This is a genomic window from Streptomyces graminilatus (assembly GCF_001418565.1).
Lineage (GTDB): Bacteria > Actinomycetota > Actinomycetes > Streptomycetales > Streptomycetaceae > Streptomyces > Streptomyces graminilatus.
The window spans coordinates 1-14,502 of record NZ_LIQQ01000190.1 but is presented as its reverse complement, the minus strand read 5'-3'; the positions used below and the strand labels follow the sequence as shown (position 1 = coordinate 14,502).

Sequence of the window (14,502 nt, the reverse complement as noted above, 5' to 3'; positions counted from 1 at the left end):
GCGATGTTGCCGCCCGCCACAAGCACCGGGGCGTGCACCTGGAGGACTTGCTGACGGAGCCCCTCTTCGAGGGCTGGGAGAAGGCCGAGTTGAAGGCCGCGCTGACCGATGACTGGGCACTGCCCGTCGAGAGCTTCAAGCTGATCTTCCAGACCCCCGAGGGGAAGCGCCAACGCAACCGCGAGGGAGTGCGGTTGCGGCACCTCCCGCAGACCCCTCGACGGGGGCCTCGGGCAGGGTGCTGGAGCCGCCCTCGGCGGGGGGCTGGGAGGGCACCACTGCCAGGCCCCGGACGGGCCCCTCCCCGACCCTCCCGGCGGGGGTCTGCGGGAGGTGCCGCAACCGCACTCCCTCGCGGTTGCGTTGGCGCTTCCCCTCGGGGGTCTGGAAGATCAGCTTGAAGCTCTCGACGGGCAGTGCCCAGTCATCGGTCAGCGCGGCCTTCAACTCGGCCTTCTCCCAGCCCTCGAAGAGGGGCTCCGTCAGCAAGTCCTCCAGGTGCACGCCCTGGTGCTTGTGGCGGGCGGCAACATCGCGGACGAGCTGGGCGACGTCCTCCGCCCCGATCACCTCGTCGGCGTCCTCCTCCGCCGACTCCGCCTCGGCCGCCTCGTCGGCGTCCTGGTCCTCGATGACGGAGGCCGGCTTCTTCTTCGCCTTCTCGGTCTTGGGGGCGTACCGCTTCGCGGCGACGCAGCCGCAGACGACCGCGACGGTAGGCACGAACGGGGCGTACGGGCCTGTCACGGTGGCGACGGCCTGCCAGACAGCGGGGAGTCCGACGACACAACCGCCCGCGACCGCACCCACCTTGGTCAGGCCGTCCCAGATCCACCCGTCCTTGCCGAGCCACGTCCAGCCGTGGCCGATCAGGACCCGGGTGCCCGCCCCTACCCCGGCGAACGAGACAGCAAGCTGGGCACGGGTAGGCAGGTAGGGCCGCAGCTCAGAGGCCATGACCGCGACCCGCCCCCGCTCGCTCTCGGACTCCTCGTCCTCGACGAGTTCGAGGTGCACGCGCTCCGGCGCCTCGACCTCGACGGCGATCTCCGAGGGCTCCTCGGCCGGGAGCGGCTCGGCGGCGCTCATGCCATACCGATCGCGTGCGCGCCGGTCAGCACCAGGGCCTGCGGCAGACCCCAGATACCCCCGGCCTGCGCCCACACCCCGGCGGCGAGGACGCCCGTGAACGCCGCGGCGCCCGGCCTGGCCTCCCGGAAGTACATGACAGCGGCGAGGAGCAAGGAGACCGCGCCCATGCCCGCCGTGCCGAAGCCCCCGCCGGTGAACACCTGGGCGAATCCGTCCGACAGCCCCTCGCCCACGGTCCAGATCGATCCGGCGCCCATGTAGCAGGTCCCGGCGGCCACCCCGAGGACACTCGCCTGCGTGGAGTCGAGCTTGCGGCGGATCTTGCCGCCCTTCTTCGGCTCCTTGATCCCGGCCACCATGCCGACCGTGAGCGCGGTCGCCAGACCGCCCATGCCCACGGACCCGATCACCTTGTCTCCGACGCTGAACGTCTCGGCGGCCAGCTGGATGTGCTCGTACATCAATCTCTCCTGATCAGATCTGGGACGCGGGGGCGTACAGGGCGAGCGCAGTGATCGCGGACGCGAGGGGGATTCGGGTGACCCAGGCCAGCGGGGCGGGCTTCCAGTGGCGGGTACGGCTGTCCCAAAACGCGGCGATACCAAGGCAAATGCCCCCGCCCAGGGCCAGCGCGCCGCCGATGCTCGTCTCACGGCCGCAGCTCTCGATCCAGCCGCCGATCGTCGGGCCGAGACCCACGTACCAACCGGCCCCCGCCGCAGACACGTTGTAGAGCAGCCGCTTCGTGCCCTCACTCAGCGCAGGCCGGGCAGGCAACGAAGGCCGGGCAGGCAGACTCGGCGACCGCCAGTAACCCGCCTGCGGCACGAACCAGCGGCCCTTCCCGGGCGTCTCCTCGGCGTCCGTGTCGGCCGTGTCGGCGTCCGTGTCGACGTCCGTGTCGACGTCCGTGTCGGCCGTGTCGGCGGTGGCGGGTGCGAGATCGTCGTAGGCCCAGAGCTTGTCGAGCCAGTCGCCTTCCTCGGCCGACGGCTGCTCGACGGGCTGGTCCTCGGCGAGGCTGGTCGGCTTGACCGCCCACCAGGGGGCCATCGCGGTCACTGGTCCGCCCTCCCCGCATCGCTGTGGGCCCGGTACAGCGCGCGGCGCTCGACCTGACGGAGCCCGCCGCGTACACCGCGAATCCGATCGGCGACCGAGACCTCGGCGAGTTCCTGCACGAGGCACCAGCGCTTGAGCTGGCACGGGGCGCAGACCCTGAGCGCCTTGCGCTCGGCCTCGTTGGGGGCCGAGTCGGCGGCGGACGCCTTGTCGGGGAAGAAGAGGTCGGTGTCCATCCCCTGGCAGGCGGGGCTGGACGTCTCCGGGACAGGGACCTGCCGGACCTGGTTGGCGTTGATCGACAGGATCACAGGACCGCCCCCGTCCTGGCGATCATCGCCTGGGCACGGAGTTCGTCTCCGCCGAGGAGCTGGGCGGCGCCGGACGGGGCCGCCTGGTCGACGGCGCATCGCCGCTGGCCAGGAAGCACGGTCCGCGTACGGCACCCCTCCCCGAGAACAAAGTGCTGCGGGCCGCGTGAAAACACGCGCCTCCACAGTCCTGACACCATCAGCACGTCGGCCTCCACTCCCATGGACACAGGTCGATGGCGCCCGACGCTCCAACGCCGGGCTCCGGCGACAGGACGCTTCCAACGTCCCGCCGGCGGCTCGCTCCGGAGCTTCCAACTCCGGGGCAGGAGACGGCCCCTGGGTTCCACCCCTGGGGCCGTCTTGGCTGCCGAGAGATAACGTATACGCTAAAAGTGGCGGGATGCAAGCTTGGCGTATACGTTAAATGCTCAAGGGGACGAACATGGAGGGACGCACAGATGGCCAGTCGTTACGAGGAAATCGCCTCTGACCTGCGACAACGCATCGTGTCAGGGGAGTACGGGCCCGGGTCGCAGCTACCGATGATGCGCGACATTGCCGCCTCGTACGGGGTCAGCGACATCACCGTGCGCAAGGCATACGCACTGCTGACCCGGGAAGGGCTGGTCGAGAGCCGACGTCGCAGCGGGGTCTTCGTGAAGAAGCACCCCGACCGCGTGCGGCTCACCGTGCGAACCCGGCAGATCGAGCGCGACGAGCTGGGCTACTTCTCAGGACCCGAGGTCCAGCACTGGCGGGCGCTGTCCTGGCCTGACGGGGAACGTACCCGTGTGACCGAAGCACCGGTGCCGGCCGACGTCGCCGAGATCCTGGGCGTCGAGCCGGGAGAGCCTCTGACCGTGCGCAAACGGATCGTCGGCGACCCCGGCCGCGACGAACACCGGCAACTCGCGGACTCCTGGATCAGCTCCTGGGTGACTGAGGAGATCCCCGCACTGCGCGGGGACACCGGCCTGGGCGGGATGTACGACCGCGTCGAGGAATGGGCGGAACGCGCCCTGGCCTGGCGTGAGGAGGTGTCCGCGCGGATGCCATCGCCGGACGAGGCCGAAGCACTGCTGATGCCTGCGGCCGGAGTCCCGCTCCTCCGCGCCGTACGGATCACGTCCCTGCCCGGCCGAGGCCGTCAGGAGCCGCGCATCGTCGAAGTGCAGGACATCCGAATGTCGGCCGCGCTGTTCGCGGTCGGATACCCGCTGCCCCGGGGCTCGTCCGCCCGCTGGCCAGTGGCTCCCGCCACCTCTGACTACTACGCGGCCCCGTCCGTCGAGGATGGTGAGGCCAGCGAATCCCCGTAATCCCACCCCTGACCCCGCGGGGGACCCAACTATCAGACCAGGCCCGTCTTACGGCGGGCCTTTCGTCATTCCCGCAACGCGCTCTGGCCGTGTCGCGCCTTGACTCCCGACACGCCGCCGACACGGCCCCTGACCTGCGCGACACGGACGCCGACACGGCCCCCGGCACAGCGGTAGTCGTTCACCCGCCTCCGGCGCCGGCGCCTTCTTCGGGCCCGAGCCAGCGGGCGAGACGCCGGTCCAGCTCGGCGCCCGGGTCCTCGGCGGCGGGGGAGGGGAGGGCGCCCACGTGGCCCATCCCCGGCAACGGCAAAGCCACTGACTTTGCGTCGGTGTCCGGCCGGTCGGCGCCGTGAACGTCACTGACTTTCGGTGCGTCAGTGACTTTTCCGGGCAAAGGCACTGACTTTCCCTCGCGTGCAGCGGCCCTGCGCTGTTCCTCGGCGACGGCCGCGACGATCGCCTTCTCCATCCGGCGGTTCTCGTACGCCTTCTGCTTGCAGGCGGGGGAGCAGTAGATCACCGGCTTCGTGCCGAGGGACCGCCTCAGCGGCTTGTCCGGGTCGTGGCACTGCTGGCAGATCCGCTCTCCCCGCTCGTTCCGGGGCGTCTCGTACTTCGGCATGCGCCGACCGTACGCCGCCCACCACCACGGACAGCTCAGCCTTCCTCCACGTTTCACCCCGGACCGACCGCCCTCTCGGGACTCACCGCAGCAAGCTGCGGTACCCGGGGGCTCCGCCCCCCGGTCCCCCCGGCCACCAGTCCCAGAGGGGCCCCAAACCCGTCCCTGGCCTGCGGGTTGTGGGTGGTTCCGGCGGTCGCGGTGGGTCCCTCCGGTCTGGACAGCCCTCCGCACCCTGCCCGGAACCTGGGGGGTGCGCAACCGCTGACCAGCACACTTTCGGGAGTCAGCGGTTGCGCACCCCCCAGAACCACGGGCACCACCGTGAGTGCCGCCCAGACCGGAGGGACCCACCGCGAGTACCCGCCTTGCCTAGAAGCGCGCACCAGCTGGCCGCGCGCTACTCGCCGTCGGCGGCTTCAGCGTGATCGGCCTCCCGATCGGCTGTGATTGGCCCGGCATTGGCCCGCCGGACCAATCACCGCCGATCGCCAGCCGATCGCCAGACCGATCCTGAGCTGGGCGGACCAATCAATCCGATCAGCAAGTGACTCCCCCCGTCAGGGCGCCACTTCGGTGCCGGTACGGGCCGCGACGACGAGCACCAGGCCGTGCTCGTCGAAAGCACCGGCACGCCTCGTAAGGCACCCTGGCTCAGCCAGACTTGCACGTCATGAGCACCACGCGCCGACCACTGGGCACCGGCCCCACCACGAGCACCAGCACAATGACGACGTCCGCCCCGCGCCTTCTGCCCGCCGAGCGCGCCGAGCTGGCCGACGTCAACGAGCACCAGGACGTGGCCGAGCGCAAAGGCCGGCGGACCCTCGGACCGGGCGCCGGACACCTGCCGGACGCCTACTAGGGGGGTGTGTCGGCGACCGTGTCGCGCAGGTCAGAGCCCGTGTCGGCCGTGTCGGCCCCCGTGTCGGCAGGCCCCTGGCCACACCTGCGGAGGGGGCGGTGTCCCCCGGCGCGAACGGCGGTTCGCCATACGGGACCTGGTCGCGCTGGGGGATGCCGACCTAAGCGGGGGTCTGGGGGGCGGCGAAGCCCCCCAGCACCCACGCACCGGCTCATAGTCCTTGGCCCCGGCCACCCTTCGGCGGGGGCGGCTGGCGCAGGTGCGGGGGCCGCTCGTCCGGGCGGGGTCCGGTGTAGCGGCGGCCGGTGCCGGCCTTCCTGGTCTTCTTCCCGTCCTTGGTGGGGCGGGCGGCGGCGGACCGTGCTCGTGCCTCGGCCTTGCCCTGTGCTTCCGGCATCGAGGTCCGCAGGGCCTGCTCCTGGCGGAGCGCGGCGGCCTTGGCCTGCTCCGCGGTGCGCCGGCGCTCGTACGTCTCTGCGTCGGTGAGCATGGCTTCCCGTCGTGCGACGCCGTGGGCCTGGTCGCGGGCCTGAGCCTCGCGCAGCAGCTCGGGCCAGTACTCGGTGACGCGCTCCCGCTCGGCGACCGGGTCGGCCAGGCCGGACACCTTGACCGCCTCCTTGTGGGACTCGCCTGCTGTCCGGCGGGCCTTCGTGCCCTGGTCGACGTAGAGGTGGATGGCCTCGCCTGCGGTCGACGCCTTGTTCTCCTCCGCCTTCTTGCTGGTCTTCAGCCTCCACAGCTCGACCCGACCAAGGTTCTTGCGAGCGTCGGCCTCTTTCCAGATCTTCCGCGCGGCGTCGGCGGTGGCATCCGCCTGCCTCGCCCGCTCCATCTGCTCGCGCACCACCTTCAGGTGCGGCTCGGCCTTGGCGAGACGGGCGTTGAGCTTGTGCAGGGCCTGGACCTGTTCGCCGGTGACCGCTCCCGTGGCCAGGCCGTCCCAGCTCCGCGCGGCGCGCTGGGCGGCGTCGCGGCTGTGGGCGAGGCGCTCGGCCTCCCGTTCGGCTTTCTGCAGCGCCGTCTTGAGCTTCTCGGCGCCGAGCGCGCCGTAGGGGCGGCGCCGCTTGTCGTCCCAGGCCGGGACCGATTCGGCGGGTACGAGCCGTTCCGCCGGCACCGGTTCGCCGCGCTGCTTCATCCGCCACTGCTCCAGCAGGCGCTGGGCGGGGTCGGTGGACAGGGCGGGGTGGTCGGCGGGGACTACGCCGCGCTCGGCCTGGCCGCGCTGAAGGATCTTCGCGGCCTGGCGGGCGAACTCCGCGACGTCCGCCTCGGCCTGGTCGACGGCTTCCTCGACCTGCTCCGGCGTGGGGACGTCCCCATCTGACCGGGCAAGCGTGGTGGGCGCGGGTCCATCCCCCAGGACCTGGTGGAGCGCGGCCCACCGGAGGTCCTTGGCGACCTTGGACGCCGGGAACCAGACCTGGGCGCCGTCGCCGTCGACCAGGCCGTCGAGCGTGAAGCTGTAGCCGTTCATCCGGCCCGTCGACGCCACGTTCGCCCTGAAGGAGACACCGAAGTCGGTGAGGCCGGACTCGAAGGCGTCGCGGCCCAGCCCCCGGCTGGCATCCCGTACTTCGCGCACGATCCGTCGGAGCTCCTCGCGCTCGGGCGGCGCGGCCGGCTCCGGTCCCCGGCGCCGGTTCGACGCCTCCAGCTCAGCATTTCGGACCTGCGGACCCTCAGCCCGGAAGCGGTCACGGGCCCGTACGAGTCCATTCTCCTCCTCGAGGGCGTCCGCGGCCTCCCTGGCCCGGCGGTAGTCCCACCGGTCGGTGAGCAGCTGCCCGGACCAGTCGACGCGCGACACGGTGAGGTGGATGTGGTCGTCACCGTGCCGTACGGCGACCCACGGCGCGCCGTCGAAGCCCATCTCGGCGATGAACTTCGCGGCGATGTCGCCCCACTGGGCATCGGGCAGGATGCCGTCCTCGTCGGGCAGCGACAGGGAGCACCGCCAGATCGGGGCGGCGATCTCGGGACGGCGGCGCGCGGTGTGGTCGATCATCCGGGCGACCTGCAGCGGCGTGCCGGTCACGTTCCCCGCGACGATCCGCGGGTTGACGTGCTCATCCCGGCGTCCGGGCCCGAAGTCGTAGACCAGGGCGCCGACCGCCTTCTTCCCCTTGGTGATGTTGGCGATCACTCGGGGTCCGTCGGCCGCATCGGCTCGATCCCCCGGATCACGAGGGCGGCGTTGCCGACCTCGAACAGGGCAGCCTCGATGGCCGGGTGCAGGGCACCATCCTGGTGGGTGTACCTGACGAGCTGGTTCAAGTTCGCGCCGATCCGGCACAACTCGTCGTACGCGGCCTGCGTGACGGGGTCGAGCGGCGCCGGCCTTCGCTCGGCACCGGGCGCTTGGCCGTCGTCGACGTCGGCGAGGACGTCCTCGACGACCGCGCGGACCCACGCACCGAGTTCACGGCGGCCGGACCCAGCACGGGCCTCGTCCCACCGCTGCTTCTCCTCATCGTTCAGCCGCACCGACACCGTGTGCCCGCGCTTGCTGCCCGGCGTCCCGCGCACCATCAAGACCCTCCCCATCGACCGCCGACACGGGGCCGACACGGCTCGACACGGTCCCGACCTGCGCGACACGGACGCCGACACGCCCCGACACCAGTCGTATCACCCGCCGGTATGCGCACCGCTTGCCGGTGCGCGGACGGTGCCAGGGGCCGCCTCGCGGCCTCGGGCTCCGTCCCGCCTCGCGGCCCCCAGGGCCGCGGGCCGACCGCCCCTTTCGGGGGCGGTCTCCCCCGGCAAGCGCAGCGCGCCAGGGGCGAGGTGCCGGTAAGCGAAGCGCACCGGCATACCTCGCTGCTGAGTTGTTGGTCGCGGCGGAGGGTCAGGCGATCGTCGTGGCCAGCAACTCAGCCTGGACGGTGCCGCTGTCGGTCACCTGCCGGTTGGACCACTGCACGGAGCCCCTGGGCTCCGTGGCCGGCGCTTGCGTCGGCGCCTCCGAGGACCACCGGGCGGTCAGCTCGGCGCCGTTCCGGTGGTGCACTCGGCGGCGGCCAGCGCCGCGGCGATGACGTCCCGCTCGACGACGGTGAAGGGGCGGGTGCTGTCCCACTCGTTGTTGGGGTCCCAGCCGAACAGGATGACCGGGCCCCGGGTCTCGGGAGCCGCCTCGGCCGGGAACCCTGCGACGCTGGCCAGCACCGCGGCGGCGTACGGGTTGGGCGCGTACTCGTCGCGCAGGACCAACGCGCAGTCGGACATGGCGAGGCGTAGGCGCGAACCGTCGGTGAGGAAGGCCCGGCCGATGCCGTGGGAACCCAGCTCCTTCTCGGCGGTGGCGATGCGGTCGCCCCACTCGGCGCGGCCGTCGGGGTGGATCAGGATGTAGACGGGTGCCTGGGTGGTCATGTCGTTCCTCTCGGTAACGGTGATGGGCAGGTACGGGGCTCCGTACTCCCAGGTGGGCGCGGAGGGGGCCGGACGGCCTGTGTCGGGTGCCGTGTCGGCGTCCGTGTCGCGCAGGTCAGGGGCCGTGTCGGCGTATGTCATGGTCAGCTCTCGGCGGCAGTTGACGACATGCCTTCGGCGGCCTCGGTGGAGTAGGCGGTGATGTGGCCGCAGGGCCAGGGGTCCCAGCGGTGGCCCGGCGGCGCGGGCTCGACCCGGGGGTCGTATCCGGCAGCGGTGATCCGGGCCTCTGCGTCGGCCTGGTGCTCGGGACAGACGTAGATGCAGCCGTGCATGGTGCCGAGCTTTCCGGGGCCGGCGGTCATGGCGTCCGCGATGAGGGAGGCGCCGGTGTGGCAGGTCCAGCCGGTGTGGGTGTCGGTAACGGTGACGGGCACGGTCGATCCTTTCAGGCGGTGAACGGGTCGCACAGCAGGTGGACGGGCTCTGTGAGTTCGGGTGCGACGGGGAGGTCGCACACGACGCAGGTGGGCACGGTCGGAGCGGCCTTGGCCTTGGCGGTCCCGGCCTGGGTGGGCAGGGTGCGGTCGACGGGCAGTCCGGCGGCGCGGCGCCGGCCTTGCTCGGGGCGGGCGTAGTCGCGCGGGCTGACGCCGAGCGCGGCGGCGTTGCCCTCCAGCTCGTCGGGCGTCTCCCAACGGGGGCGGCGGTGCTCGGTCTTCTGCGGCGGTACGACGTGCTCGCCGGTCATCTCGCCGGTGGTCAGGTCGACGTCGGGGCCGAACATGTCGGTGCCCCAGGTCAGGCCCCAGGATTCGAGGAGTTCGCGGACGGCCGCGCGGGCGGCGTCCTCCATGTCGAGCCCGGCTTGGATGGCGTTGTCCGACGACACCTTGACCGCGACGCGGAGTTGCCCGCGGCGGCCGGTGTGGGCGGCGACCTTCGTCTTCCACGGGTCGGGGGCGACCTGGACGAGGACGGCGGTGACGTCCTTGCGGTCCTCGTCCTGCATGACCTCCTGGGCGTCGCGTTCGGCGGCGCCGGTGAGGCGTTCGAGGCGTTCGCGCACGTCACCGGTCCAAGTGAGCATGCGGGAGCCCTTGGTGGCCCGCTCGTACTCGCGGTACAGCTCGCGCTCGGCGGCGTCGTCGGCGAGGGCCAGGCGCAGGATCTCCATCGCGGTCCGGCCGTCCTTGCGGCCGGTCTTGTTGTCGCCGCGCAGCAGCTCGTTGCCGAGCGCGCGGGCGCGGGCGGCCTGGCCGATCTCCTCTCGGATGTCGGCGATCAGGGCGTCGGCGTCGGCCTCGGCGCGGGTCTTGCCCTGTTCGCGGGCGCGGTCGCGGCGGGCTCGGGCGTCCTTGAGGCGTCGTGCCTGGTCAGCGGTCGGACGGGCGTCCCTGGAGACGTGGTTGACCGGGGCGTCGGGCGAAGGCTTCGGCTTCTCCTGGTCCTTGTCCTGAACCTTCACGAGGTAGCGGGCGAGGTCGGCGGCGCCCTCGGCGCCCCGGCGGGCGGGGTCGACCTTCACGCCGTGCTTGCGCGACGGCCGACCGAGCCCCAGGGCCGTGCACACGGCCTGCCACCGGATGTACAGCTCGGCCTCGATGGCCTCGGCGACGTCGTCGGTGACGGGTTCCTCGAACCACAGGATCGAGTGAATGTGCGTGTGCCAGCCGTTGGCCCACGAATGGGTGACTTCCAGGGCCCGGGTGGCGCCGACGATGCCGTACTCCTTGCGCATCCGGCGCCACCACCGGCTCTGGAGCATCCGGCGCCAAGCGTTGGCCGTGCGCTGGAGCTGACCGGGCCTGACCTGCTGCTTTCCGTCCTTGTCCTTGACCGGGTTGCCGTCACGGTCGAAGACGAGGCGGTCCTCCAGGACGGCGTGCTCGCCGTGGCGGGAGGTGAAGGTGGCCATCGCCATGCCGTGTCCGGCGTGGGTCTTGCCGCGGTCCGCCGGATCGCCGGTGCACAGCTCGGCGTCGTGCTCCAACCCCCAGGCGTGGGCGTACGTCTCCATCAGCGCGGCGCGGTCCGCGCGGACCACCGGCATGCACTCGGGACACGACCAAACCGACCCGCACCGGAACAATCCGGTGAATCCGCCGGTGCCATCGCTCTTCTGAGTGATCGCCACGGCGCCCGCGACCGTGTTCACCGCGCACGCCTTCACGGACGGGAGGGTGCTGATCGCGCGGGCTTCGTCGAGGAGCCGCATGCGCTTCTGCAGCTTGTTGTTGCGCTGTTCGTACTTCTCACCCAAATCGGGCGTACCGGGCGCCGGTTCGGTGCGGTTTTCTTCGGGGTGTTCGCGCAGGTCACCGGCGGTTTCGGCCGTCGAAGCGGCAACACTGTTCTCTGCTTTCCCAGGCGTCCCGCCGTCGGGGCTGATCTGGGGTGCCGCAGCCTGGTGTTGAGGGTGACTGGGGGCGGTGGTGCGGTCCGTGGTGAGCCCGCCGCACCCGCAGGCGCAGGGGACGCGCGGGGCGTCGGTGGCCTTCTGACGGGTCTCTACGGCGTTCTGAGCGGCTTTCGGGTCCCGGAAGCGCTCCAGGGCCGCCCCAAGCGCCGTACGGGCGTCCTGGCCCATACGGGAGTTGGCGAGGCGGGCTTTGAAGTCGGCGGCGACGGCGGCGCGCTGGGCGCGGGCGGCGGGGGTCTCGACGGCCTGGTGCTCGCCCTCGGGCAGCTCGGGCGTGAGAACGCCTGCGGCGATGAGGGCCTGCGACGTCCAGAAGATGGCGGTCTCGGCGGTGGCGGTCGCCACCTTCGCCTCGACCTGCTGCTTGTGTGCCTTGGCGCGGGCCTCACGGCGGCGCTGGGCATTGGAGCGGCGGGAGGCGGCAAATGCGGATGAACCCGGCGTATCGCACGGGTGATCGTCAGGCCCGGTGGCCTGGAGAGGTGTTGCGGGGCTGCTGTCCCCGGGTACGCTGATCAAAGCGTTGGGTCCTTGCTGGTGCGCCTAGAGAACGAACTGGGTGAGGACTCACGCGGGGCGTATCCCGAACTCCTACATCCGGGTGCGCCCCACGTTCTTTTGTGGCAGTGATCCTTTCACCAACTGGTGGTCAATATCCACTGCGACGCCGAAAGTGGCCCCTGAGATCGCAAGGGGCGAACGAAGGCCCGTGACATTTCCCGTGTCACGGGCCTTCGTGTTGCTGCCGTCCCGTCAGGCGGGCTGGCGCTTCTGCCGGTTCGTCATTCCTTGTACGCGAGCGGGGAGAGCGCGGAGTGCGCGCCGTCGAGCGCGGCCTCCATCGTCACGGCGTCGTCCTGGGCGCGCATGAGCGCGTCGTATGCGGCGGTCACCTCGTCGGCGCCGTCACCGCCCTTGTCGCTGCGGATGTGGTCGTCAGCCGCCAGGCGCTGGATGAACACGCCGATCTGCCCGTAGAGCTGGGGGAGGCGCTGGGCGAGTTCCCGCAGGTTGCCGACCACGCTGTAGGCGTCGGCGGGGAACTCCCAGCCGGGGCGCGTCGACATCGTCGCGTGGTTGAGGGCGCGGATCGCCTCGGCGGCGTCGTCGGCGAGCTGGGCGGGGGTCTTGGCTGTCATGGGGTCGATCCTTTCAGGCGGGTGTGACAGGGCTGGATTCGCGGAAGTCGCTGATGTAGCCGCAGCGCATGGCGCTGTTCCGCGAGACCGGGGCGGTGTAGGGGGTGAGGCCCTGGTCGGTCCACATGTCGCGGGCGACCTGGGTATGGACGGCGCAGACGTAGGCGGTGGCGTCGAGGCGGCCGTGGGTGGTCCCACGGGCGGGGCTGTACGCCTCGATGGCCGCGGTGACCTTGGCGGTGCAGATGTGCGGCATCGTGCCGAAGCTGATGGTCATGGCCGGTCAGACCTCGGTCGGCTGGACGACTCGGCGCCAGGACTCGCGCAGTCGCCCGGCTCCGCCGACGTATCCCAGCTCCCTGTAACGGGCCTCCATCTCGCGGTAGGAGCGCGGGGGGTTGGTCTCGGTGACGATCATGTGGACGACGGCGTCCATCTCGACGTCGGACAGAGCACCACCGGGCTCGGGAACGTCCGTGTCGGCGCCTGTGTCGGCGACCGTGTCGCCCAGGTCAGAGGCCGTGTCGGTCGGTGACACGGCCTCCGGCTCGTACCACGCGACGGGCGCCAGCTCGGGAACCGCCTGCGGCTCCAACTCCACCGGCTGCGGCTGCGGCTCGGGCTTCGGGGCAGGCGCCGGCGGCGCGGCGGGCACCTCGACCGGGGCCGCGGTGACCGGGTTGGCGACGGCGAGGCGGGTGCGCTGCTGGAGCACCAGGGCGTCCGCGTCGCTGATACCGGCGCGCAGCGCGAGGGCCAGCAGGGTCCAGCACAGGGCGAGCAGGGTGCTCATGACGACGAGCGTCACGGTCACCAGGTCCCGGCCTCCCTCGTGGACGTGGGCGGTGATCTCGGCGCCGTAGCCGATCGCCATCACCGCGCCTGCCGTCCACTGCACGGCGGCGGAGCGGGTGACCGCGCTGCTGAGCAGGATGAGTTCGGCGGCCAGGACGAGGACCTGGAGGGCGACCGGCAGGGACCAGGCGGCCGGGGCGGGCAGCTCGGCGGGCAGGTAGCCGCGCAGTGCCCAGACCTGCACGGCGGCGAAGACGGTCGAGCAGAGCAGCAGGACCCACAGGCTGACGTACGTGATGGACCGGTAGATCGTGGTGGTGGTGGTGCGCATCTGCTGCGCGACCATCTCCCGCACGAGCAGATCGCCCGTGCCGGGGGGCGTGTCGGCGACCGTGTCGCGCAGGTCAGGGGCCGTGTCGGGGGTGTGTCGGACCGCCAACGGCGGCTGGACGGTAGGCATCTGTACTCCTTGGGGTAGAGGACCGGGGCCCACCAAAGGGCCCCGGTCCTGTGATCACTTGAGCGAGGTCGTCAGCACGACCCGCACGTCTGCGACGGTGAATCCGATTCGAACCACCCGCCGCACTGGCTGCACTGCCACAGGTTGCGCAGCACGACCAGAAGGCGGAAGCGTCGGCCGATCATGCGGCACCTCCGCACTGCTGTCCGGCCGGGTGCCAGCCACCACACCGGCAGGGGTACTCCGGGCCGAACCGGAGGACGACACCGGGCTGGTACCAGGCACCGCACCGGCCGCACACCAGCTGGCCGCCGCTCGAACTCATCGGCTGCCCGCAGCACGTCACTTCTTGTCGCCCTTCGGGGTGCCCGGCACCGGCTTGGCCGGCGCGGGGAACCAGCCTCCGCGCGACGCCTGGTAGGTGGTGGCGTGGCGTTCCTGCTCCTCGGCGGTCAGGCTCTGGCGCAGCTCGTCCTGAGAGATCGACTTCCTGAATGCCATGATTGGCTCACCTGTTCCTTTGCGGGATGGGTGGCCCGGGCGTCCCTTGTCTTCCGGCAAGTTGAGGAGGGGCGCTCGGGTGTGTTCGTCTGGTGGGGCCGTGGGTCTGTCCGGCTCCCCTCACCGCCCGGCTGTGGCCGGGCAGATCGGGCAGCCGTCAGCGCAGACGGCTGTAGATCCGGGAGGCGGTCTCGGCCACCAGGAGCGCCCCGATCGCGATCAGGACGCGCTTCCCGGACACGTACCGGGTGCCGTCGGCGGATCGGGCAGGCGCCGTGCCCCGGGCCCGGACGATCTCCTCCCCCGCCGGTTCGAGTCCTCCGTGGACGGTCGCGCGGTGGTGGTCCCGGACCTCCTCGGCGGCCTGCCGTGTGACGGCCGGCGGGGCACTCGCACGGCATGATCCGCACCGGTAGACGTAGCTCACGTGGGGGTCTCCTCCACTCTCGGGTGATACCTGATCTGGGCGGTAGGACGGGTAGGTAGGCGCCTGGTAGGCAGCGGGTAGGCGCCTACCTACCCGTCCT

The 14,502-nt window shown here is 71.5% G+C and carries 18 protein-coding genes; 2 read left to right on the top strand and 16 right to left on the bottom strand.

The annotated features are described in order from the left end of the window. Positions 1-135: 135 nt before the first annotated feature. From AOK08_RS17540 to AOK08_RS48445, 5 genes are read right to left on the bottom strand one after another with little or no spacing between them, the layout of a single operon-like run. Positions 136-1,089 (bottom strand): hypothetical protein, encoded by a 954-nt coding sequence (locus tag AOK08_RS17540; protein ID WP_055526632.1) that lies wholly within the window; start codon positions 1,087-1,089, stop codon positions 136-138. Continuing rightward, positions 1,086-1,553 (bottom strand): hypothetical protein, encoded by a 468-nt coding sequence (locus AOK08_RS17535; protein ID WP_055526630.1) that lies wholly within the window; start codon positions 1,551-1,553, stop codon positions 1,086-1,088. Before AOK08_RS17535 ends, AOK08_RS17540 begins: the two co-directional genes overlap by 4 nt. A gap of 13 nt (positions 1,554-1,566) precedes the next feature. After that, the gene (locus AOK08_RS17530; RefSeq protein ID WP_055526626.1) at positions 1,567-2,154 is read right to left on the bottom strand and encodes a hypothetical protein; all 588 of its coding nucleotides are present in this window, start codon (positions 2,152-2,154) and stop codon (positions 1,567-1,569) included. Next, the gene (locus tag AOK08_RS17525) at positions 2,151-2,465 is read right to left on the bottom strand and encodes a WhiB family transcriptional regulator (RefSeq protein WP_055526624.1); all 315 of its coding nucleotides are present in this window, start codon (positions 2,463-2,465) and stop codon (positions 2,151-2,153) included. Before AOK08_RS17525 ends, AOK08_RS17530 begins: the two co-directional genes overlap by 4 nt. Further along, entirely contained in the window at positions 2,462-2,584 is a 123-nt protein-coding gene (locus AOK08_RS48445) for a hypothetical protein (RefSeq protein ID WP_277816029.1), read from the bottom strand. The genes AOK08_RS17525 and AOK08_RS48445 overlap by 4 nt, the downstream gene beginning before the upstream one ends. A 342-nt stretch (positions 2,585-2,926) precedes the next feature. On the opposite strand from AOK08_RS48445, the gene AOK08_RS17515 reads away from it, so the two are divergent. After that, positions 2,927-3,787, top strand: a complete 861-nt coding sequence (locus AOK08_RS17515) for a GntR family transcriptional regulator (protein WP_055526621.1) — start codon at positions 2,927-2,929, stop codon at positions 3,785-3,787. Between the two features lie 181 nt (positions 3,788-3,968). On the opposite strand, the gene AOK08_RS17510 is transcribed toward AOK08_RS17515, so the two are convergent. Beyond that, positions 3,969-4,412 (bottom strand): hypothetical protein, encoded by a 444-nt coding sequence (locus tag AOK08_RS17510; protein ID WP_055526619.1) that lies wholly within the window; start codon positions 4,410-4,412, stop codon positions 3,969-3,971. A 673-nt stretch (positions 4,413-5,085) separates the two neighbouring features. Between AOK08_RS17510 and AOK08_RS45800 the strand changes: the two genes are divergently transcribed. After that, on the top strand, positions 5,086-5,277 hold the full coding sequence (locus AOK08_RS45800) for a hypothetical protein (protein ID WP_157876710.1): 192 nt from the start codon (positions 5,086-5,088) through the stop codon (positions 5,275-5,277). A 211-nt stretch (positions 5,278-5,488) separates the two neighbouring features. Here the strand turns inward: AOK08_RS45800 and AOK08_RS17505 are convergent, their stop codons facing one another. From AOK08_RS17505 to AOK08_RS17465, 10 genes are all read right to left on the bottom strand, one after another. Continuing rightward, complete coding sequence (locus tag AOK08_RS17505) at positions 5,489-7,426, bottom strand: relaxase/mobilization nuclease domain-containing protein (RefSeq protein ID WP_055526617.1); 1,938 nt, start codon at positions 7,424-7,426, stop codon at positions 5,489-5,491. Next, complete coding sequence (locus AOK08_RS17500) at positions 7,423-7,812, bottom strand: hypothetical protein (RefSeq protein WP_055526615.1); 390 nt, start codon at positions 7,810-7,812, stop codon at positions 7,423-7,425. The genes AOK08_RS17505 and AOK08_RS17500 overlap by 4 nt, the downstream gene beginning before the upstream one ends. Before the next feature lie 453 nt (positions 7,813-8,265). Further along, on the bottom strand, positions 8,266-8,799 hold the full coding sequence (locus AOK08_RS47390; protein ID WP_055526614.1) for a hypothetical protein: 534 nt from the start codon (positions 8,797-8,799) through the stop codon (positions 8,266-8,268). Positions 8,800-8,801: 2 nt separating this feature from the next. Beyond that, complete coding sequence (locus tag AOK08_RS17490) at positions 8,802-9,095, bottom strand: hypothetical protein (protein WP_055526608.1); 294 nt, start codon at positions 9,093-9,095, stop codon at positions 8,802-8,804. An 11-nt stretch (positions 9,096-9,106) separates the two neighbouring features. Further along, entirely contained in the window at positions 9,107-11,599 is a 2,493-nt protein-coding gene (locus AOK08_RS17485) for a hypothetical protein (RefSeq protein WP_157876709.1), read from the bottom strand. A 263-nt stretch (positions 11,600-11,862) separates the two neighbouring features. Then, on the bottom strand, positions 11,863-12,219 hold the full coding sequence (locus AOK08_RS17480; protein WP_055526605.1) for a hypothetical protein: 357 nt from the start codon (positions 12,217-12,219) through the stop codon (positions 11,863-11,865). Between the two features lie 13 nt (positions 12,220-12,232). Continuing rightward, positions 12,233-12,496: a hypothetical protein gene (locus AOK08_RS17475; protein ID WP_055526603.1), complete on the bottom strand. Its 264-nt coding sequence runs from the start codon at positions 12,494-12,496 to the stop codon at positions 12,233-12,235. Between the two features lie 6 nt (positions 12,497-12,502). Then, positions 12,503-13,474, bottom strand: coding sequence for a hypothetical protein (locus tag AOK08_RS17470; protein WP_055526601.1), 972 nt, complete (start codon positions 13,472-13,474; stop codon positions 12,503-12,505). Positions 13,475-13,816: 342 nt separating this feature from the next. Next, on the bottom strand, positions 13,817-13,975 hold the full coding sequence (locus tag AOK08_RS45795) for a hypothetical protein (RefSeq protein WP_157876708.1): 159 nt from the start codon (positions 13,973-13,975) through the stop codon (positions 13,817-13,819). A gap of 157 nt (positions 13,976-14,132) precedes the next feature. Continuing rightward, positions 14,133-14,402 (bottom strand): hypothetical protein, encoded by a 270-nt coding sequence (locus AOK08_RS17465; RefSeq protein ID WP_055526599.1) that lies wholly within the window; start codon positions 14,400-14,402, stop codon positions 14,133-14,135. Between the last annotated feature and the right edge of the window lie 100 nt (positions 14,403-14,502).